This is a genomic window from Corynebacterium stercoris (assembly GCF_024160105.1).
Taxonomy (GTDB): domain Bacteria; phylum Actinomycetota; class Actinomycetes; order Mycobacteriales; family Mycobacteriaceae; genus Corynebacterium; species Corynebacterium stercoris.
Genome location: NZ_JAMFTQ010000024.1, coordinates 1 through 17,301, shown reverse-complemented (window position 1 = coordinate 17,301; position 17,301 = coordinate 1). Strand labels below are relative to the sequence as shown.

Annotated in this window: 18 protein-coding genes and 1 pseudogene; 11 read left to right on the top strand and 8 right to left on the bottom strand. The window is 58.7% G+C overall.

The genetic code is table 11. The features are described 5' to 3' along the window. On the bottom strand, positions 1-179 hold a 179-nt coding region (gene rplJ, locus M5J20_RS11255; RefSeq protein ID WP_253579614.1), incomplete at its 3' end, for a 50S ribosomal protein L10. A 439-nt stretch (positions 180-618) separates the two neighbouring features. Here rplJ and M5J20_RS11250 point away from each other — a divergent pair. The 8 genes from M5J20_RS11250 (at position 619) to M5J20_RS11205 (ending at position 7,097) form a co-directional block, all read left to right on the top strand. Further along, positions 619-762 carry a hypothetical protein gene (locus tag M5J20_RS11250; RefSeq protein ID WP_165482993.1) on the top strand — a complete coding sequence of 48 codons (144 nt, stop codon included), beginning with the start codon at positions 619-621 and terminating at the stop codon, positions 760-762. An 85-nt stretch (positions 763-847) separates the two neighbouring features. After that, a complete protein-coding gene (locus tag M5J20_RS11245; protein ID WP_070362918.1) occupies positions 848-1,267 on the top strand; it encodes a single-stranded DNA-binding protein in 420 nt (139 codons plus the stop codon). A gap of 368 nt (positions 1,268-1,635) precedes the next feature. Next, positions 1,636-2,316: a metal-dependent transcriptional regulator gene (locus M5J20_RS11430; protein WP_302467805.1), complete on the top strand. Its 681-nt coding sequence runs from the start codon at positions 1,636-1,638 to the stop codon at positions 2,314-2,316. Positions 2,317-2,462: 146 nt separating this feature from the next. Continuing rightward, positions 2,463-2,882, top strand: a complete 420-nt coding sequence (gene nrdI, locus M5J20_RS11225; protein WP_033399510.1) for a class Ib ribonucleoside-diphosphate reductase assembly flavoprotein NrdI — start codon at positions 2,463-2,465, stop codon at positions 2,880-2,882. Between the two features lie 67 nt (positions 2,883-2,949). Further along, positions 2,950-5,145, top strand: coding sequence for a class 1b ribonucleoside-diphosphate reductase subunit alpha (nrdE, locus tag M5J20_RS11220; RefSeq protein ID WP_052205721.1), 2,196 nt, complete (start codon positions 2,950-2,952; stop codon positions 5,143-5,145). 51 nt (positions 5,146-5,196) lie between these two features. Beyond that, on the top strand, positions 5,197-6,222 hold the full coding sequence (gene nrdF / locus M5J20_RS11215; RefSeq protein WP_034666259.1) for a class 1b ribonucleoside-diphosphate reductase subunit beta: 1,026 nt from the start codon (positions 5,197-5,199) through the stop codon (positions 6,220-6,222). Further along, positions 6,206-6,475, top strand: a complete 270-nt coding sequence (locus tag M5J20_RS11210) for a hypothetical protein (RefSeq protein ID WP_034666257.1) — start codon at positions 6,206-6,208, stop codon at positions 6,473-6,475. Before nrdF ends, M5J20_RS11210 begins: the two co-directional genes overlap by 17 nt. A gap of 40 nt (positions 6,476-6,515) precedes the next feature. Further along, positions 6,516-7,097: an NADPH-dependent FMN reductase gene (locus M5J20_RS11205; RefSeq protein WP_022862715.1), complete on the top strand. Its 582-nt coding sequence runs from the start codon at positions 6,516-6,518 to the stop codon at positions 7,095-7,097. A gap of 257 nt (positions 7,098-7,354) precedes the next feature. Here the strand turns inward: M5J20_RS11205 and M5J20_RS11200 are convergent, their stop codons facing one another. The 3 genes from M5J20_RS11200 to rplK all read right to left on the bottom strand — a co-directional run bounded on the left by M5J20_RS11200 (position 7,355) and on the right by rplK (position 11,323). Continuing rightward, the gene (locus tag M5J20_RS11200) at positions 7,355-9,094 is read right to left on the bottom strand and encodes a hypothetical protein (RefSeq protein WP_253579612.1); all 1,740 of its coding nucleotides are present in this window, start codon (positions 9,092-9,094) and stop codon (positions 7,355-7,357) included. 991 nt (positions 9,095-10,085) lie between these two features. After that, positions 10,086-10,796, bottom strand: a complete 711-nt coding sequence (gene rplA / locus M5J20_RS11195; protein ID WP_253579611.1) for a 50S ribosomal protein L1 — start codon at positions 10,794-10,796, stop codon at positions 10,086-10,088. A 98-nt stretch (positions 10,797-10,894) separates the two neighbouring features. After that, a complete protein-coding gene (gene rplK, locus M5J20_RS11190; RefSeq protein ID WP_253579609.1) occupies positions 10,895-11,323 on the bottom strand; it encodes a 50S ribosomal protein L11 in 429 nt (142 codons plus the stop codon). Between the two features lie 303 nt (positions 11,324-11,626). Between rplK and M5J20_RS11185 the strand changes: the two genes are divergently transcribed. From M5J20_RS11185 to M5J20_RS11175, 3 genes are read left to right on the top strand one after another with little or no spacing between them, the layout of a single operon-like run. Then, the gene (locus M5J20_RS11185) at positions 11,627-12,550 is read left to right on the top strand and encodes a metal ABC transporter substrate-binding protein (RefSeq protein WP_253579607.1); all 924 of its coding nucleotides are present in this window, start codon (positions 11,627-11,629) and stop codon (positions 12,548-12,550) included. Further along, positions 12,547-13,272 (top strand): metal ABC transporter ATP-binding protein, encoded by a 726-nt coding sequence (locus M5J20_RS11180; protein ID WP_034997179.1) that lies wholly within the window; start codon positions 12,547-12,549, stop codon positions 13,270-13,272. Before M5J20_RS11185 ends, M5J20_RS11180 begins: the two co-directional genes overlap by 4 nt. Continuing rightward, positions 13,269-14,192, top strand: a complete 924-nt coding sequence (locus tag M5J20_RS11175; RefSeq protein ID WP_051106251.1) for a metal ABC transporter permease — start codon at positions 13,269-13,271, stop codon at positions 14,190-14,192. Before M5J20_RS11180 ends, M5J20_RS11175 begins: the two co-directional genes overlap by 4 nt. Here the strand turns inward: M5J20_RS11175 and M5J20_RS11170 are convergent. The 4 genes and pseudogenes from M5J20_RS11170 to rplL form a co-directional block, all read right to left on the bottom strand. Beyond that, a complete protein-coding gene (locus M5J20_RS11170) occupies positions 14,093-14,770 on the bottom strand; it encodes a metal-dependent transcriptional regulator (protein ID WP_253579605.1) in 678 nt (225 codons plus the stop codon). The two genes, M5J20_RS11175 and M5J20_RS11170, sit on opposite strands and share 100 nt — an antisense overlap. Positions 14,771-14,802: 32 nt before the next feature. Beyond that, positions 14,803-15,941 (bottom strand): annotated as a pseudogene (locus tag M5J20_RS11165) (glycosyltransferase family 4 protein); the annotation flags it as partial. Between the two features lie 418 nt (positions 15,942-16,359). Further along, a complete protein-coding gene (locus tag M5J20_RS11160; protein WP_253579603.1) occupies positions 16,360-16,911 on the bottom strand; it encodes a porin PorA family protein in 552 nt (183 codons plus the stop codon). 134 nt (positions 16,912-17,045) lie between these two features. After that, positions 17,046-17,301: 50S ribosomal protein L7/L12 (rplL, locus tag M5J20_RS11155; RefSeq protein ID WP_253579601.1), on the bottom strand; the 256-nt coding region annotated here is incomplete at its 5' end.

Genomic DNA, 17,301 nt, shown 5'->3' with positions numbered 1-17,301 from the left:
GCGATCTTGACGAGGGTGTTCTTGGCGACGTGCAGTTCAACATCAAATCCGAGCTCACCGCGCAGCTGCTGCAGCTGGCTCACGGTCAGACCGCGGTACTCGGTGAGGAACACAGCGCTGGAGCCAGCGAACTTCTCCTTGAGTTCGGCCAGCTCCGCAACGTTCTTCGGGTTTGCCATGACACACGCCTCCTTCCAATAACTTCATGTTCTTGTATCCGCCCGGAGCATTAAAAAATGCCCCGTGCAGAAGCACGAGGCAGCCTGAAAGGTGTGCCACGTTTCTCCTGCGTGGGCCGATCCCTGGGGTGGGATACCTTCGACTCCGCAAGGGAGTAGCCGACGGTCTTCGGTGAAACTTGAGCTCGGGGTTTCCACCCCGTTCAAACTTCGGGGAGTAACCTTAGCGCGCGCCCGCCCGCATCTCCAAATCGCAGGTCCGTACCCCAAAAGGCGAAACCCCGGCCGGGCTCGATTCAGCTGTAGCGGGGTTTTTCTTTTCTACCCACGCCGTGACCAGGGAAGAAGGAAATCTCCACCGAGCAGGGGAGAGGTCTCTAGACAGCAGAGCTGTCTCAAAGAACGGATTGAGAATCAATCCACGACACGGAGGCACGCCATGTACCACTACACCCACGAAGACCTAGAGCTGCTCTACCTCATGTCTGACGGCATGGATGGCGAAGACGCCGATCCGGGTGCCGCACAAGAGCTACGCGACCTGGAAGCAGCAGGGGCACATCTGCCCTGGGCAGTGCTGTAACAGCACTTACAGCAGCAGCAAAGCCGCTGCTCAAACACACAATTGAAAGACAATCACACACTCACTCATATAAGGAGAAATCACAATGTCCAACCCGTTTAACAATGGCACCATCGTTGGCAACGCAGCACGCGAGCCGAAGATCTTTGAGCACGCAAACGGCGGTGCGACGGTGAAGCTCAACGTCTACGCACGTAATACGTTCAAGAACAAGTCCACAGGCAAGGTGGAATCAGAGATTGTCGAACTCACTGGCTACGTGGCTGACGCCAAGAACCTCGGCGTCTTCGGATGCATCGGCGCTGGTGATCGCGTTGCAGTGAGCTACTCGCTGAAGACTGACAACTACACCGATAAGGACGGCAACAAGCACTATCCGCTGGTAGCGCGCATCGACACTGTGCAGCTGATCGACTCCAAGAAGGAGTCTGAGGCACGAGCAGCACGCCGCGAGAACAGCGCAGATAACGCTGCTGCTAATGACTCTGAAGAAGTGCCGTTCTAGTTGCAACAACACCCCGCAGGGAAACCTGCGGGGTTATTTTTTCAGCACAGACCACGCATAACGCCGTCGCCGTCCAGTACGGGAGCGTGATACTCCTGCTCCAGACGCTCTGTCTCTACACAGTGCATTACATGAGCCATTACATGCGCTGTTTTACTGCACTGTGTACTAGCCATTCCATTACGCACTACGCTGGCGCACTTCAAGTTCATTGAAATCTTCTCAGACATTAGTGGTTCTCCTTCAAGTGAAGAATGCTTTAACTGGCCCCACCTTACCGGCATTCCTCTCAAACTTGGCCTCTTTTCGCTATGAGCGTTGGGGCACAGCGCCTAAGGCGCATACGGAAGCTGGGTTAACATTTACTCATGTCTGTTTCTGAGCTGTCCACCAGTACCCAGAACTATTTGAAAGCTATCTGGGGGCTAAAGGAATGGTCATCCGAGCCCGTTACCGCCACACTTATAGCGAAACAGCTGGGACTCAAGCTCTCCTCGGTCTCCGATGCAGTGCGCAAAATGTCGGAGCAAGGGCTCGTGTCACACACGCCCTATGGCTCTGTGGAGTTAACCGAACTTGGCAGGCAGTACGCATTGGTCATGGTGCGCCGCCACCGATTGCTTGAGTCTTTTTTGGTTCAAGCATTGGATTATACGTGGGACGAGGTCCATGATGAAGCCGAAAATCTTGAACACGCGGTGTCTGACATGCTCATAGAGCGCGTGGATAAGTTCCTCAATTACCCCACTAGGGATCCACACGGCGACCCTATCCCTACGGTTGATGGACAGGTCACTATCCCCAGTGCGCACCGTCTCACCGACAGCGGCGCACAACCGCAGGTGACCGTGGAACGCATTTCTGATTCCGACCCACAACTGCTGGCCTTCCTCAAAGAGCAAGGCATCGTCATTGGGGCTGTTCTTACCACGCGCGAAGGAACGCCCTTTTCAGAATCGCTCGAAGTACAGGTAGCCGACAGTACTCAGTGGGTAGTACTTGGGCGCCCAGCTACGGACGCAGTGTTTGTAGCACACCACAGCCTGTAGTCTTTCCCTTTCTCATTAATCCTGTCCCTACCTGCCCTTTTAAAAACTACGGTGCGGCGTAGTTTGTAACTACGGTAGTACGTAGTTAATCTTTTCGATCATCACCTATCCCACTTATGGCTAAGGCCAGGATGAGCAGGATTGTCATGTCAGACTCACCAGATTTGGTGTACTTTTCTAGCGTTTCTGAAAACACAAAAAGATTCGTCGAACGCTTAGATAGACCCGCAGTGCGCATTCCACTGCGGCCCAAGAAAACCGGAATGATCCAGGTTTCACACCCGTACGTACTCATCGTTCCAACCTACGGCGGTGGCTCGCTCAAACGCGCAGTCCCCAAACAGGTCATCGACTTCCTCAATGACCCAATCAACCGTTCCTTTATCCGGGGCGTGATTACCTCAGGTAATACCAACTTCGGAAGCGCTTACTGCGTCGCCGGCCGCATCATTTCCGCTAAGTGCCACGTTCCAGAGCTGTATCACTTCGAGCTACTCGGCACGCAGAAGGACGTTGCCGCTGTAAAGCAGGGCCTTCACAAGTTTTGGGAGCAGCAAAGCAACTAACAATTACACCCCATTGATTTCCCACAAAATGAAGACCACATCCGCAACACACAGATTGGAAACCACAATGCCGCCACTTAAGGCCACCCCCACACAGCCCATTGGCCCTACGCCCCGCACCGCTTCAGCAGACGATGCCGGCGGTGTCGGTAAGCGCAAGAGCTACCATGCACTCAACGCGCAGCTGAACCTATTCGACGATTCGGGAAGAATCCAGTTCGACAAGGACATTGAGGCAACACAAGACTTTTTAGCGCACCATGTCACTCCCCGCATGCATCAGTTTGAATCCACCAAGCAGCGCTTGGAGTGGTTGGTTGATAACGAATACTACGAGCGGGAATTCCTTGAGCTTTATGATGACGATTTTCTGTGCACTATGTACGACAGAGCCCACCGAGCCAAGCATCAGTTCCGCACTTTCCTCGGCGCATTTAAGTTCTTTACTTCATACGCACTGAAAACCTTTGATGGCTCGCGATTTCTGGAAGGCTACGAAGAACGCGTCGCCACCACAGCTTTGTACCTTGCACAGGGCGATGAAGAGCTTGCGGAGAAGCTGGTGGATGACATCATGACCGGACGCTTCCAGCCCGCCACCCCTACTTTTCTCAACGCAGGAAAAGCCCAGCGTGGCGAAATGGTCTCCTGCTTCCTCCTTCGCATCGAAGACAATTTGGAAAGCATTGGCCGCAGCGTGAACTCTGCACTGCAGCTTTCAAAACGCGGCGGTGGTGTGGCCTTGTTACTGAGCAATCTGCGCGAATCCGGAGCCCCAATCAAAAAGATTGAGAACCAAGCTTCCGGCGTAGTCCCAGTCATGAAAATTCTGGAAGATAGCTTCAGCTATGCCAACCAATTGGGCGCTCGACAGGGCGCTGGAGCCGTCTACCTACATGCGCACCATCCAGATATTCTTCGTTTCCTGGATACCAAGCGGGAAAATGCCGATGAGAAAGTCCGCATTAAGACTCTTTCGCTGGGAGTTGTTATTCCAGATATAACCTTCCAGCTGGCCAAAGAGAACAAGGATATGCATCTTTTTAGCCCGTATGACATCGCTCGCGAGTACGGCGTAGCCATGTCTGACATGTCTATCACCGAGTATTACGACGAGCTGGTTTCCAATCCGCGAATTTCTCATACGACTATCAAGGCCCGCGAGTTTTTCACCACGCTGGCTGAGCTTCAGTTTGAATCTGGATACCCCTACATACTCTTTGAGGATACGGTCAACCGCGCTAATCCCCTCAAAGGACATATCAATATGTCCAATCTGTGTAGTGAGATCCTCCAGGTCAACACGCCATCCACCTACGGCGCCTCAGGTAACTACACCACCGTTGGCCAGGACATTTCCTGCAATCTAGGGTCGCTCAACATCGCTAAAGCTTTTGAATCACCGGACTTTGGGGAAACTGTTGAAACCGCGGTGCGCGCTCTCACGAAGGTCTCAGACCTAACAAATATCGAAGCTGTTCCTTCCATCGCTCACGGTAATGCATCCATGCATGCCATCGGGTTGGGCCAAATGAATCTCCACGGTTTCCTGGCTTCCAAGCGTATTCCTTATGGCTGCGCCGAAGCACTGGACTTTACAAATATCTATTTCCTGACCGTGACCTATCATGCGCTCCGTGCATCCCATGCGCTAGCGGTTGAGAAAGGTCAACGATTCACTGGCTTTGAAGAATCCACCTATGCCACTGGCGTCTACTTCGACAAGTACATCGACCAAGACTGGGCGCCGGCCACTGACCACGTAAAACAGCTATTCCATGAGGCTGGCGTGCAGATTCCTCAACGCGAGGATTGGCTACGGCTCAAGAACCAAGTGATGCAAGACGGCATCTACAACGCCTACTTGCAGGCAGTTCCACCCACTGGATCAATTTCCTACATCAATGACTCCACCGCGTCCATACACCCGATTGCCTCCAAGATTGAAATACGCAAGGAAGGCCGCTTGGGGCGCGTGTACTACCCCGCACCGGAAATGACCAACGACAACTTGGAGTATTTCGATGACTCCTACACCGTGGGGTACAAAAAAATCATCGACACCTACGCTATGGCCACCCAACACGTGGACCAAGGGCTTTCCCTGACTTTGTTCTTCACCGCTGACACCACTACGCGGGACATCAACAAGGCACAAATCTATGCCTGGAAAGCCGGAATCAAGACCTTGTACTACATCCGTTTACGCCAACCTGCACTCCAGGGAACCGAGGTCGAAGGCTGCGTTTCCTGTGCTCTGTAGGAACACGGTCCTTCCTTCATTCACAACCATCCATCAAGAAAGAAAGAAGCTATGTCTTCAACATCAAACACTGCTGAGCTAACCAGCATCTCAGTTACGCCGCCAAGTTACCGGCATGACCCTTCAGCCCGCATCCGCGCCATCAATTGGAATCGGGTGAGCGATGAGAAGGATCTTGAAGTGTGGAACCGCCTCACCGCCAACTTTTGGTTGCCAGAAAAGGTTCCACTTTCAAACGATCTCCCGGCGTGGCAGAGGATGACACCGGAGGAACGCAACCTCACCATGCGGGTGTTCACGGGACTCACCACCCTGGACACCGTCCAGGCCACTGTGGGCGAAATCTGTCAGATCCAAGATGCCCGCACCGAGCACGAGGAGGCCGTGTATACCAACATCGCCTTCATGCAATCAGTCCATGCCCGTTCTTACTCTTCAGTGTTTTCTACTTTGAGCAGTACGAAAGAAATTGATGAGGCATACCGCTGGGCGGTGAATAATGACCTTCTCCAGGCACGCGCCAAAAAAGTGCTCACTCATTATTTTGGACCCGATCCACTCAAGCGCAAAGTGTCATCGACGCTGCTTTCCTCGCTGCTTCTCTACGCGGGTTTCTATCTTCCCCTGCATTTTTCCGTCCACGCCACCCTGACAAATACGGCAGACATGATTCGCCTCATTCTGCGTGACAAGGCAGTGCACGGTTACTACTCAGGCTACAAGTACCAGCGCGGACTGGAAACGTCTGCTCCACAACGGCAACAGGAGATGCATGATTTCACTATTTCCTTGCTCGAAGAGCTTTATGCCCTAGAGCTGGATTATTCCGGCGAGCTATATGAGCCGTTGGGGCTCATGGATGATGTAGCTGTATTCGTTCGCTATAACGCCAATAAGGCGCTCATGAATTTGGGCTACCCGGACTACTTCCCACCTGAAGAAACGGAAGTGAACCCGGAAATCCTCGCTGCCCTAGCACCTGGAGCAGATGAAAACCATGACTTCTTCTCCGGCTCCGGTTCCTCCTATGTCATTGGCACCGCTGAAGAAACGAGTGATGATGACTGGGATTTCTAAACCGTTTCCACGACCAGACCAAGGAAGCTGGCTTGAGACCATCGCGCTGTTTGAAGCCATCCGCGAAGGAAACCAACCAGCAGCCATGCGGCTTTTGGATACGTCCGCCGCACGGGAGGCCGTCCTCGGGGGACTGTTAGGACTCATCGAACTGTACTTCCGCCATGAAGAAGACAAAGTGGATAACTTTCTTACTGCCGCCCACGCCGCCGGGCCACCGCCTGCCTTTGGCTGCAAGCCTTTTCTCCCTTGATCGCACGTACCTACGCCCAACTAAGAAGAAAGGACTTCCTATGACCACCCCACGCATTAGTGTTATCGTCGGCAGCCTGCGCCGCGGCTCATTTGCGCGCAAGATTGCACACGAAGTGCTCACAATGATCCCTGAAAACTACCAGGCAGACATCGTTGAAATCCGTGACTTGCCGCTCTATGACTTCGACTACGATGACCCCTCGGTCACGGACAAGCCCATTCCAGCTGAGTACACCACTTTCCGCGACACCATCAAGAACTCGAGCGGCGTCCTCTTTGTTACCCCGGAAAATAACCGTACTATCCCTGCCTGTCTCAAGAATGCAGTGGACATCGGTTCCAAGCCCAACTCGGATGTGGCTTGGAAGAACCTTCCCGCAGGTATCATCAGTCACTCTGTAGGCCGCATGGGCGGCTACAGTTCACAGAAGAACCTCCGGCTCGCCCTGTCCTACTTCGATATGCCGCTTCCTGGTCAGCCCGAGGTATTCCTTGGCCAATCCCCCACCCTCTTCGAAGACTCCGGCCATCTCAATGAAGGCACCGCAGGCTTTGTCAAAGACTACGTTATACGCTTCCTGCAGTTGGTCGACATGACATTAACAGCCAAGCACAGCTAGCGACGGCGACTAACCCTAGCCACCGCCCTCTACGAAGTACTTGAAGGCTTCTAAAGGGCCTTCTCAAAGACACAAACCCCGGATTCACACTCATCCTTGAGTTACCTGAATCTGAACCCAGGACGCTTCAAAAAACACCGCTCTAATTCTTCGATTTTCGCTGAATTAGAGCGGTTTTAGCGCTGTCGCTGGACACTGACCCTGGCGACATCCTGTTAGGCCGCTACAGGGCCATACAGGGCAGGGGAGACCCCCATCTACGGCTTGCCGCCGTCGGGGGACTCCTTGTCACCGTCGGGAGACTCCTTGCCACCGTCGGGGGACTCCTTGTCACCGTCGTGGTCGCGCTGTTGCTCCTGCTGGCGGCGCTTAGCGATGCGTTCCAGCGCGCGACGCAGTACTGCAGCGCTTTCCTCCTGAGTACGGTCGATGACGATCTCGCGGTACCGTTGCTTCATCTCTGGGTTGCTGTCAATCTCGACCCGCAAAAAGTCCTGATCAACATGCGAAATCTCCTGCAACGACTGCGTTGCTTCCTCGATGATGATCTTCGCTTCCTGCTCTGCTTCCTCGCGCGTTACTGCAGCGTCACGTGTGGCCTCATCATGTTCTTCACTGCCGAATTCTTCGGCAAGGTCAAGCAGCTCATCTGCCTGAGCTTCAGCGAGACCCAGCGTCTGCTCAGCTTCTTTGCGTGCGTCACTGCGGATCTGCTCGGCTTCTTGCTCGGCCTTTTCGCGTGCTTCGCTGCGGATCTGCTCGGCTTCTTGCTCGGCCTTTTCGCGTGCTTCGCTGCGGAGCTGTTCAGCTTCCTGCTCTACACGCTTGAGCTTGGCTTCGGCGGCGCTCTCAACCTCCTTGGCACGGTCCAGCAACTCTTCCGCCTGTGCCTCGGCAAGACCCAACTCCTGTTCAGCATCCTTCTGTGCATCACCACGAATCTTTTCGGCGTCCTGCTCGGCCTTCTCGCGTGCTTCTTTGAGTACGCGCTCGGCAACCTCGCGAGCCTGCTGTTCAGCATTTTCCTGCACACGCTGGGCTTCTTCACGGGCCTGCTGCGCCCGTTCGAGTTCTTCTGCAGCTTGCTTGCGGTCTTTCGCTGCAGCATCGACATCTCGCTGTACGGAGCTGTGCTTCCGTTCCACCTCGTCCTCACGGTTCGCAAGGTCGCGCTCCCGGTCCTGCTGTTCGACGTAACGGTCAAGATTCAGCGACTCATTGTGACGTTCAGACACATCTAGCTCTACCGGGTAACCCAACGCGTACATGTGCTCTCGAAGTCCACGCTGCGCGTCGATGAACTTCTGGTTCCCGGAGATTTGTTTGCCCTTCTTCGGGCCAGATATGTACCGCACCGACTCATCAGTGTTGTACGCGATGCCGGGCCGGCAGCGGAGCTTGTCGGGATCATCCGGCTTCGGCGAGAACGTATCAGCCTGGAACTGGATGTGTGGCGTTGATTCGTCGAAGTTCATATCCCCACCGGCTACGGCATCGATGCCGCCGGGGATGAAGTTCTCGGCGAGCCAGCGCATCGACTCTTCGAGGTACTCCTTCGCTTCGTCGTAGTCCCGTGCGACAAGCCGTGCGCGCTTCACCTCACGGCCGTCCACAGTGCTGGTGTAGAAGTCGGGGACCTCTACACACATCGACTTCGGCAGATGCACGACGAACAGAGACGTCTCGAAACTGTTCTTCTGTACGCGCACGCCGTCCATCCGGGCGTCTTGGTACGCCAAGACCTCCTCGACGGACGCAGCGCGTCGGAACGTGCCGTTGCCGTCGTTGACGAACGGAACGTTCAAATGCGCATCGGCCACGACGATATTGCTATTCATCGCGGCCTGATGCGCGAGATCCTGCGGATCTAATTCTCGCATCGCCTCCTTGAGGAGTCGCTTGCGGTCTCCTCGCGTGTCTCCGCCGCAGTTGTCGCGGCGGAGATGGCGCAGATTGAACGCTGCGCGTCCCTTCTGCGCTGTAGATGTCTTCGACATATCGCGTACCTCCTGTAGATGTTGGCGCGCACTCGGAGCCTCTGTCTTCGACCCCTCCAAGTGCGCGCCAACATGGCGAACTTCAATTTCCTGGGTCCCCTAAGAATCGTTCGGGTCCCTTGCGTTGCCGTCCCAAACGATTCTACCCCAGAAAATTGAAGTTCTTTAGACCCCTAAAGACCTCAGTATAGCCACCTCGCAAGCTCGGAGAACTGAGGTCTCACGGGGGCGCCTGCAGCGGGCAATCTGCTCGCGTGAAAACCCTCCCTATTCGGTCGGCTTTTTCACGCTTCGCCTTGTGTGAAAGGCTACGTGACCTGCGAAGATGCGCTGTGGCGATCTCCTTGGTCCCGTAGCAGGGCAGGGCCTACGCAGCGCTTTTCGTGCTGCTTGGCATAGCCTTTCACTGTCATAACCTGTGCAATATCCATTGCACAGGTATTCCACCGTCGCTTACATGACACGCTTTTCGCGGTCATATCGAGACTCCGGTATGTAAGCGGTGCATTTTCCCTGCTCACGCAGTGAAAACAGGACTTTTTAAAAAAGCCCCGGCGTCGCACCCCCTTATACTGGGTTTTCACCTTTCGGCTCAAACCGGCCTGGCGTCGCTATAGAAGCGATGTGTTTATGCGCTGTGACCAGCGATAACACCGCTTCTATACCGATGTACAGGCGTCGCACCCCCTTATACTGGTTTTCACTTTTCGACAGTGAAAAACGGCTGCGGTACATGAAAACCGTCATCGCTGCTGCTCAGACGGTAACAAATCGGTTCGTAAGCGGTTGCCAACGGCGGCAACCGGATGAAAAACATATCTCGCGAAATATCTTCTTGAGACCGTGTACAGAGCCGTCGCTGCAGCCCTGCAGCATGGCCACGGCACCGGCTTCAGCGACAGCAAAACCCCGCCACGAGGATGGGGGCCAGTTCAATTCGAGCCAAGACCGGGGTTCGGGTGGCGCTCAGGCGCCGGGTTCCGTTGCGGCGTTACGCCTGGACGGAGTAGTTCTTCTGCACGGTGGTGTCCACCGGCACGCCCGGGCCCTGGGTGGCCGAGACGGTGATCTTCTTCAGGTAGACACCCTTGGCGGATGCCGGCTTGAGACGCAGAACCTCATCCAGGAGTGCGCCGTAGTTCTCGGCGAGCTGCTCCGGGGTGAAGGATGCCTTGCCGATCAGGGCGTGGAGGTTGGAAGCCTTATCCACGCGGAAGGCGATCTTGCCGCCCTTGGAGTCCTGGACAGCCTTCGCGACATCCGGGGTCACGGTGCCGGTCTTCGGGTTCGGCATGAGGCCGCGCGGGCCGAGCACGCGGGCGACGCGACCGACCTTCGCCATCTGGTCCGGGGTGGCGATAGCCACGTCGAAGTTGATCTGGCCGGCGGTGATCTGCTCGATCAGCTCGTCGGTGCCCACAATGTCGGCGCCAGCCTCGAGAGCCTTGGTCGCGTTCTCGCCCTCGGCGAAGACAGCGACGCGGACGGTCTTACCGGTGCCGTGCGGCAGGTTGACGGTGCCGCGGACCAGCTGGTCGGCCTTGCGCGGGTCAACGGACAGGCGCATTGCCACGTCGATGGTGGAGTCGTAGTTCTTGGAGGACGTCTCCTGAGCGAGCTTCACAGCCTCGAGCGGGTGGTACACGCTCTCGCGGTCAACCTTTGCCAGCTGCTCTTTGTAGTGCTTGGACTTGTTAGCCATGTTCAGTTCCTTTCATGCCGCACTCGCCACAGCGAAGGGGAGGCGCGACGCGGAATGTGGTCTGCGGGCCTGGCCGGCCCTGCCACGGGTGAATAGTTTTACTTGATCACGTCAATGCCCATGGAGCGCGCGGTGCCGGCGATGATCGCGGCGCCAGCCTCGATGTCACGGGCGTTGAGGTCGTTCTTCTTGGTCTCGGCGATCTCCTTGCACTGCTCCCAGGTGACCTTGCCGACCTTCTGGGTGTGCGGCACGCCGGAGCCCTTCTGCAGACCAGCAGCCTTCAGCAACAGGGATGCAGCCGGCGGGGACTTCAGCACGAAGTCGAAGGAGCGGTCTTCGTAGACCGTGATCTCCACCGGGATGATGTTGCCGCGCATGGATTCGGTAGCGGCGTTGTAGGCCTTGGTGAACTCAACGATGTTCACACCGTGCGCACCAAGCGCCGGGCCAACCGGCGGGGCCGGGTTCGCCATACCAGCTTCGATCTGCAGCTTGATCAGACCGGTGACTTTCTTCTTTGCCATGTGAAAACCTCCTAGGTACGTCGAAGGGGTTCTTCTCCAGGTCTGCCTTGGCCATGGTGCGCAAGTCTACTTCGTCCCCCGCAAACGGGGGCCGTACGACAAGACAACACTTGCAAGTTCTGCCAGACGAACTTTATTATTCGCCGGTATGGGACCTGATGCGGCTGCTCGCCGTCTACCTGCGCGACGAATCCCGGCAAAAGCTCGACCGATTCATTGCCGCGTCCCACCGCGTCGGCCCGCCGCCGCTTCTCTAACCGCACGGAAAGTGCCCAGAAAGAACACAGAAAGAAAAGGACCAACATGTTGAAATCCAAGGTGCTCGCGCTCGCCGCCACGGCTGCGCTTGCTGCCGGCCTGGCAGGCTGTTCGCAGGACAGCGCCGACGCCGCAGGCGGCAAAGACACCCCCGTGGTACTCACCACGTTCACGGTGATCCAGGACATCGCCTCGAACGTCGCCGGCGACCACCTGCGGGTGGAGTCCATCACCAAACCCGGCGCGGAAATCCACGGCTACGAGCCCACCCCCGGCGACATTTCCCGCGCCGCCGATGCGGACCTGATTTTGGATAACGGCATGAACCTGGAGAACTGGTTCGCCCAGTTCGTCGCCGACCTGGACGTGCCCCACGCCGTGGTCAGCGAAGGTGTCGACCCGATCGACATCGCCGAGGACGCCTACGCCGGCAAGCCCAACCCGCACGCCTGGATGAGTCCGGTGAACGTGCAGAAGTACGTGGACAACATCGTCGACGCGTTCAGCGAACTCGACCCGGAGCACGCCGATGATTTCAAGGCCAACGGCGAAACATACAAGCAGGAACTGCAGGCTGTGCAAGACGAGCTGGAAACCAAGCTCGCCGCTGTCCCCGACAAGCAGCGCGCCTTGGTCACCTGCGAAGGTGCGTTCTCCTATCTGGCTCGCGACGCGAAGTTGACCGAGCGCTACATCTGGCCGGTCAACGCTGAGCAGGAAGCCACCCCGCAGCAGATCGCCGGCGCGATCGAGTTTGTGAAGGAAAACAACGTCCCGTCTGTGTTCTGTGAATCCACGGTCTCTAACGCGCCGATGATGCAGGTCGTGAAGGCCACCGGCGCGGAGTACGGCGGCACCCTCTACGTCGATTCGCTTTCTGAGGAAAACGGCCCGGTGCCGACCTACCTGGATCTGATTCGCCACGACACGAAGGTGATCATCGACGGTTTGAACGGGGGCAAGCAGTGATCCCCGCAATCGCGGTTGACGATGTTGCGGTGCGCTACGGCGACGTCGTCGCGCTCGACGGCGCAACTTTGAGCGTCCAACCAGGCCGTATCTGTGGGCTGATCGGGATGAACGGCGCGGGCAAATCCACGCTACTCAAGGCGATCATGGGGTTGGTCAAGCCGGATCGCGGCACGGTTCGTATCAACGGCATCGACCCCATGCGCGCCCGCAAGACGCAGGTGCTGGGCTACGTCCCGCAGAGCGAGGACGTGGACTGGCAGTTCCCGGTCACAGTGCGTGATGTGGTCATGATGGGCCGCTACGGCCACATGGGCTTTACCCGCCACGCGCGTGCGGAGGACATTGCGGCTGTGGATCGCGCGCTTGAGCGCACCCACCTTGAGTCGTTCGCAGACCGCCAGATCGGTCAGCTTTCGGGTGGCCAGAAGAAGCGTGCCTTCATCGCCCGCGGTATCGCTCAGGGTGCGAGCATCATGCTTCTCGACGAACCCTTCGCCGGCGTGGACAAACATTCCGAGGCCACCATCACTGAGCTGCTGCGTGACCTCGCGGCAGAAGGCACCACTATTTTTGTGGTGACGCACGACCTGGTTGCCTTGCCCCAGCTCGCGCCGGAGACAGTGCTGTTGAACCGCCGGGTGTTGATGCACGCCCCGACTGAAGTGGTGTTAGAGCCGGACAATTTGGTACAGGGCTTCGGTATGGGGGTGTCAGCATGATTGCGCTGCTTACGGAGCCGTTTGGGTACGAGTTCATGATGCGTGCGCTTGCGACCTCGCTGGTGGCGTCGATTGTCTGCGCGCTGTTGTCGTGCTGGCTGGTGTTGGTTGGCTGGTCGCTGATGGGCGATGCGGTAAGCCACGCTGTCCTGCCCGGCGTGGTGCTGGCCTACATTCTGGGCGTGCCGTTTGCCGTCGGCGCGGTGGTGTTCGGGTTCCTTGCGGTGGCACTGATCGGGCTGGTGCGCGATACGTCCCGGGTGAAGGAGGATGCGGCCATTGGCATTGTGTTCACCACCATGTTCGCGCTGGGGCTCGTGCTCATTTCGGTAACCCCTTCGCACACGGATCTGAACCACATCATCTTCGGCAATCTGCTTGGTGTGTCCCGTGGGGACCTGCTGCAGGTGGCCATCCTGGGAGCGATCGTGTTGAGCGTGCTGGTGCTCAAGCGGCGCGACTTCACCCTCTACGCGTTCGATCCCACCCATGCACACGCGATTGGGTTGAATCCGCGCCTGCTCGGTGCGGCCCTGCTGGCACTGCTGGCGCTGACGTCAGTGGTGGCACTCCAGGCCGTTGGCGTGATCCTGGTGGTGGCGATGCTGATCATCCCGGGTGCGACCGCCTACCTGCTCACCAACAAGTTCGGCACGATGCTGGTCATCGCCCCGACCATGTCGGCAGCGTGTGCAATCGTGGGGTTGTACTGCTCCTACTACCTGGACACAGCCTCTGGCGGCATGATTGTGCTCGCCCAAGGTGTGGTGTTTGGTGTGGTGTACCTGTTCGGCCCGCATGGGGTGCTGCGGGGTCGTCGTTACGCATCCACGCGCACGAAGACGGAATCCGTGGCTTCCTCGCCGAGCGGCACCGCCTCCGCCGCGCCGGCAAGCCGGACCGCGACCGCGCCGGAGTAAGGGGCACCCTCTCCCACCTCGAGGGTTGCGCCGACGACGAGCCCATGGCTGTCAAGGAACTTCAGCAGCTTCGGGTCGTCGTCCGCGATGCGCTCGATCGTGGCCGTGCGCCCGGGTTGCACACCGGTCAGCGGTACCGCCGCGGGGGTGTCGACGCGGCCGCTGGCTGAGGGGATGGGGTCGCCGTGGGGGTCGCGGCTGGGGTAGTCCAAAAACGCGTCGATGCGATCGACCATGAAGTCACTCACCGAGTGTTCGAGGTTTTCAGCCTCGTCGTGCACCTGGTCCCAGGTGTAACCCAACGCCTCCACCAAAAACGTTTCAATCAAGCGATGGCGGCGGATCATCGCCACCGCGTACGTGCGGCCAGTGTCAGTCAGCTCGACGGCGCCGTAAGGCTTGTGCTCCACTAGGCCCTGCTCGCCAAGTTTGCGCACCCCGTCGGAGACGGTGGATTTCCGCAGTCCGAGGTGCTTGGCCACAGACGACGTTGTCACCGGCGTATCTGACCATTCCGAAAGCGCCCAGATGCCTTTGAGGTAGTTCTGGGTGCTGGTGGACAGGTCGCCGACAGACATGCTCGCCACTCTACTTGGCGGCGCGCATGCGCCTACGCGGTGCGAGACCGCAGTACCGAGCGCGGCTGCGAAATGCGCGCCGGCACCCAGTGCGGCACCGCCACTTCCCGGCCCATGAGCTGGATGACGTTGCGCTGGTAGCTGCGCAGCGCCTCTTCGTAGTAGCCCAACAGCTGGCCCCCCAGTGCTGCCCAGGTTTTATCGGCTACGGACTCGCGTGCGGTGAGTTGGAGTTGGGGGTGGCGGGCGGCGTCGAAAGCCAGGCGGCCGCATCGGGTAGCTCGTCTTCGAAGGTGTCCACCTCGAGCAGTAGGCCATTTTCGCCGTGTTCGATGAGGTCGATGGGGCCGCCGGCCTTCGGGCCGATGGTGGGCACGCCGGAGGCCTGCGCTTCTTGGATGGCCTGGCAGAATGTTTCGAACTCGCCGGTGTTCACGAACAGGTCCAGCGAGGCGTAGGCGCGGACGAGTTCCTCGCCGGACAGGGCGCCGGTGAACACGGCGTCCAGCATGAGCGACTCAAGCGCATCGCGCTCCGGACCACCGCCAACAATCACGAGCTGGATCGACAGGTCCCCGTGCAGCGCGGCGAGTCGGTGCACTGACTTTTCCGCGGCGAGGCGGCCGACGAATCCGACGACCTTCTTCTCCCCCGTCGGATCCCAGGCGCGCCGCAGCACGTCGGAGCGCTTCGTGGGATTGAACAGCTCCGTGTCCACGCCGCGGCCCCAGTGCCGGACGTTTTTGATGCCGTGGGATTCCAGCTCGCGGATGTACACCGAGGAGGGTGCGAGCGTCATCTCGCACATGTTGTGCACCGTGCGCGTCCAGTCCCAGGCGATGTTGGCAATCATGGCGGCGTGGTACTTCGTGGCAAACCCAGCCACATCGGTCTGGTACAGCCCCACCGCCGGCACGCCCAGTTGGCGCGCCGCGAAGGCACCGGCGCCGCCGAGGACGAACGGGCTGGCCAGGTGGATGATGTCCGGGTTGAATTCCGCAAGCGCCGCCGCGACGGTGGTGGTGGGCACGCCGATCGGCAGCGAATCAATCAGCGGCACCATCACCGTTGGCACGCGCACGATGGGAAAACCGAGGTAGTCCGGAATTTCGTCCTGGAAGTCGCGGGCGCCGGGGGCGACGACCATGGCTTCGTGCCCCTCCCGCGGGAGCGTCGCCGTCGGGTTATCGCGCTCACCGAAGATGGAGGGGAACTTCGTGGTGGTCTGAAAAGTGGTCTGCGTCTCCGTGGTGGTGACGGTCTGGGTCTCCGTCACCGGTGGCTTATCTGCCTCCGCGGCCGCGCCACGCCACAGAAAGAACAGGGACACCGCCGCGACAAAGCTGACGGCGGCGAGAATGCCCAACAGAATCGTGCCGATGTTGCTGCGTTGCTCTGGCTCTTGGTAGCTCGGCTCGTAATACGGCTGCTCGTAGTGCGGCTGCTGGTACTGCGGCTGCTGGTACTGCGGCTGCTGGTACTGCGGCTGCTCGTACTGCGGCTGCTGATACTGAGCTTGCTGGTACTGGGCTTGCTGGTATTGGGGTTGGGACTGCTCCGGGAAGTACTGCTTGGGGCGCTGGCGCCCCTCATCGCGGGGCTCGCGCCGCGTACCGCTGCGCCACGTTCGTCGGCGGGATTTCCTGCCGGAAGCGGTACAGCTCGCGCCCATTGAGCTCTTTCTTATCGACGAAGTGTGCCGGCGCCGACGCCCTGAGCACCGGGTCGAAGACTTCGTGCGCCTGCTCCGCCGCCACCCCCGCCGGAAACTTGAGCCAGAACCCCTCCACCGGCACCTGCACTGCCGGCATCCCCATCACCAGCTGCACGTCCGCCGGCTCCTCCACGCGGCCGGTCTTCCGGTTCATCTCGAACGACCACGTCGACGCCGTAACCAAGTTGTCGAAGTCGGTCGCCGCTTCCCCCGCGCGCAAGGTGTCCCCCACCCGCACCGCCGCCACCCCAGCGTTCGACGGCTCGCGGATCTCCATGTGCAACTGCCTTGTCACCGGCGCCGGCTGGCCGTCGCGCACCCCGTCCGGGTCGTGCATTGTCCACGTGGTCTGCTTCAGGGACAGGGGCAGCCGCCCGTCATCAAGAATGAAGCTCGGAGCAACCCAACCCCCCCACCAACAAGGCAACGCCGAGGCCGACGAGCAGCACAGACAAAACGCGGGACTTCGGCATGGTTGGCACAATACCCCACCCAAAGCGAAATCCCCGCCGCCCGGTTGAAAAACCGGAGGCAGGGGGAACGTCGCTAAGAATGAAGCTCTTACTTCAGGGTGACGGTAGCGCCAGCCTCTTCGAGCTTAGCCTTTGCAGCCTCAGCGTCGTCCTTGTTTGCGCCCTCGAGGATGGCCTTCGGTGCGCCCTCAACCATCTCCTTGGCGTCCTTCAGGCCGAGGCCCGGAACGAGCTCGCGGACGGCCTTAATAACGCCGATCTTCTTGTCGCCAGCGGCCTCGAGAACGACGTCGAACTCGTCCTTCTCCTCCTCAGCCGGAGCGTCGCCGCCCGCAGCGCCCGGA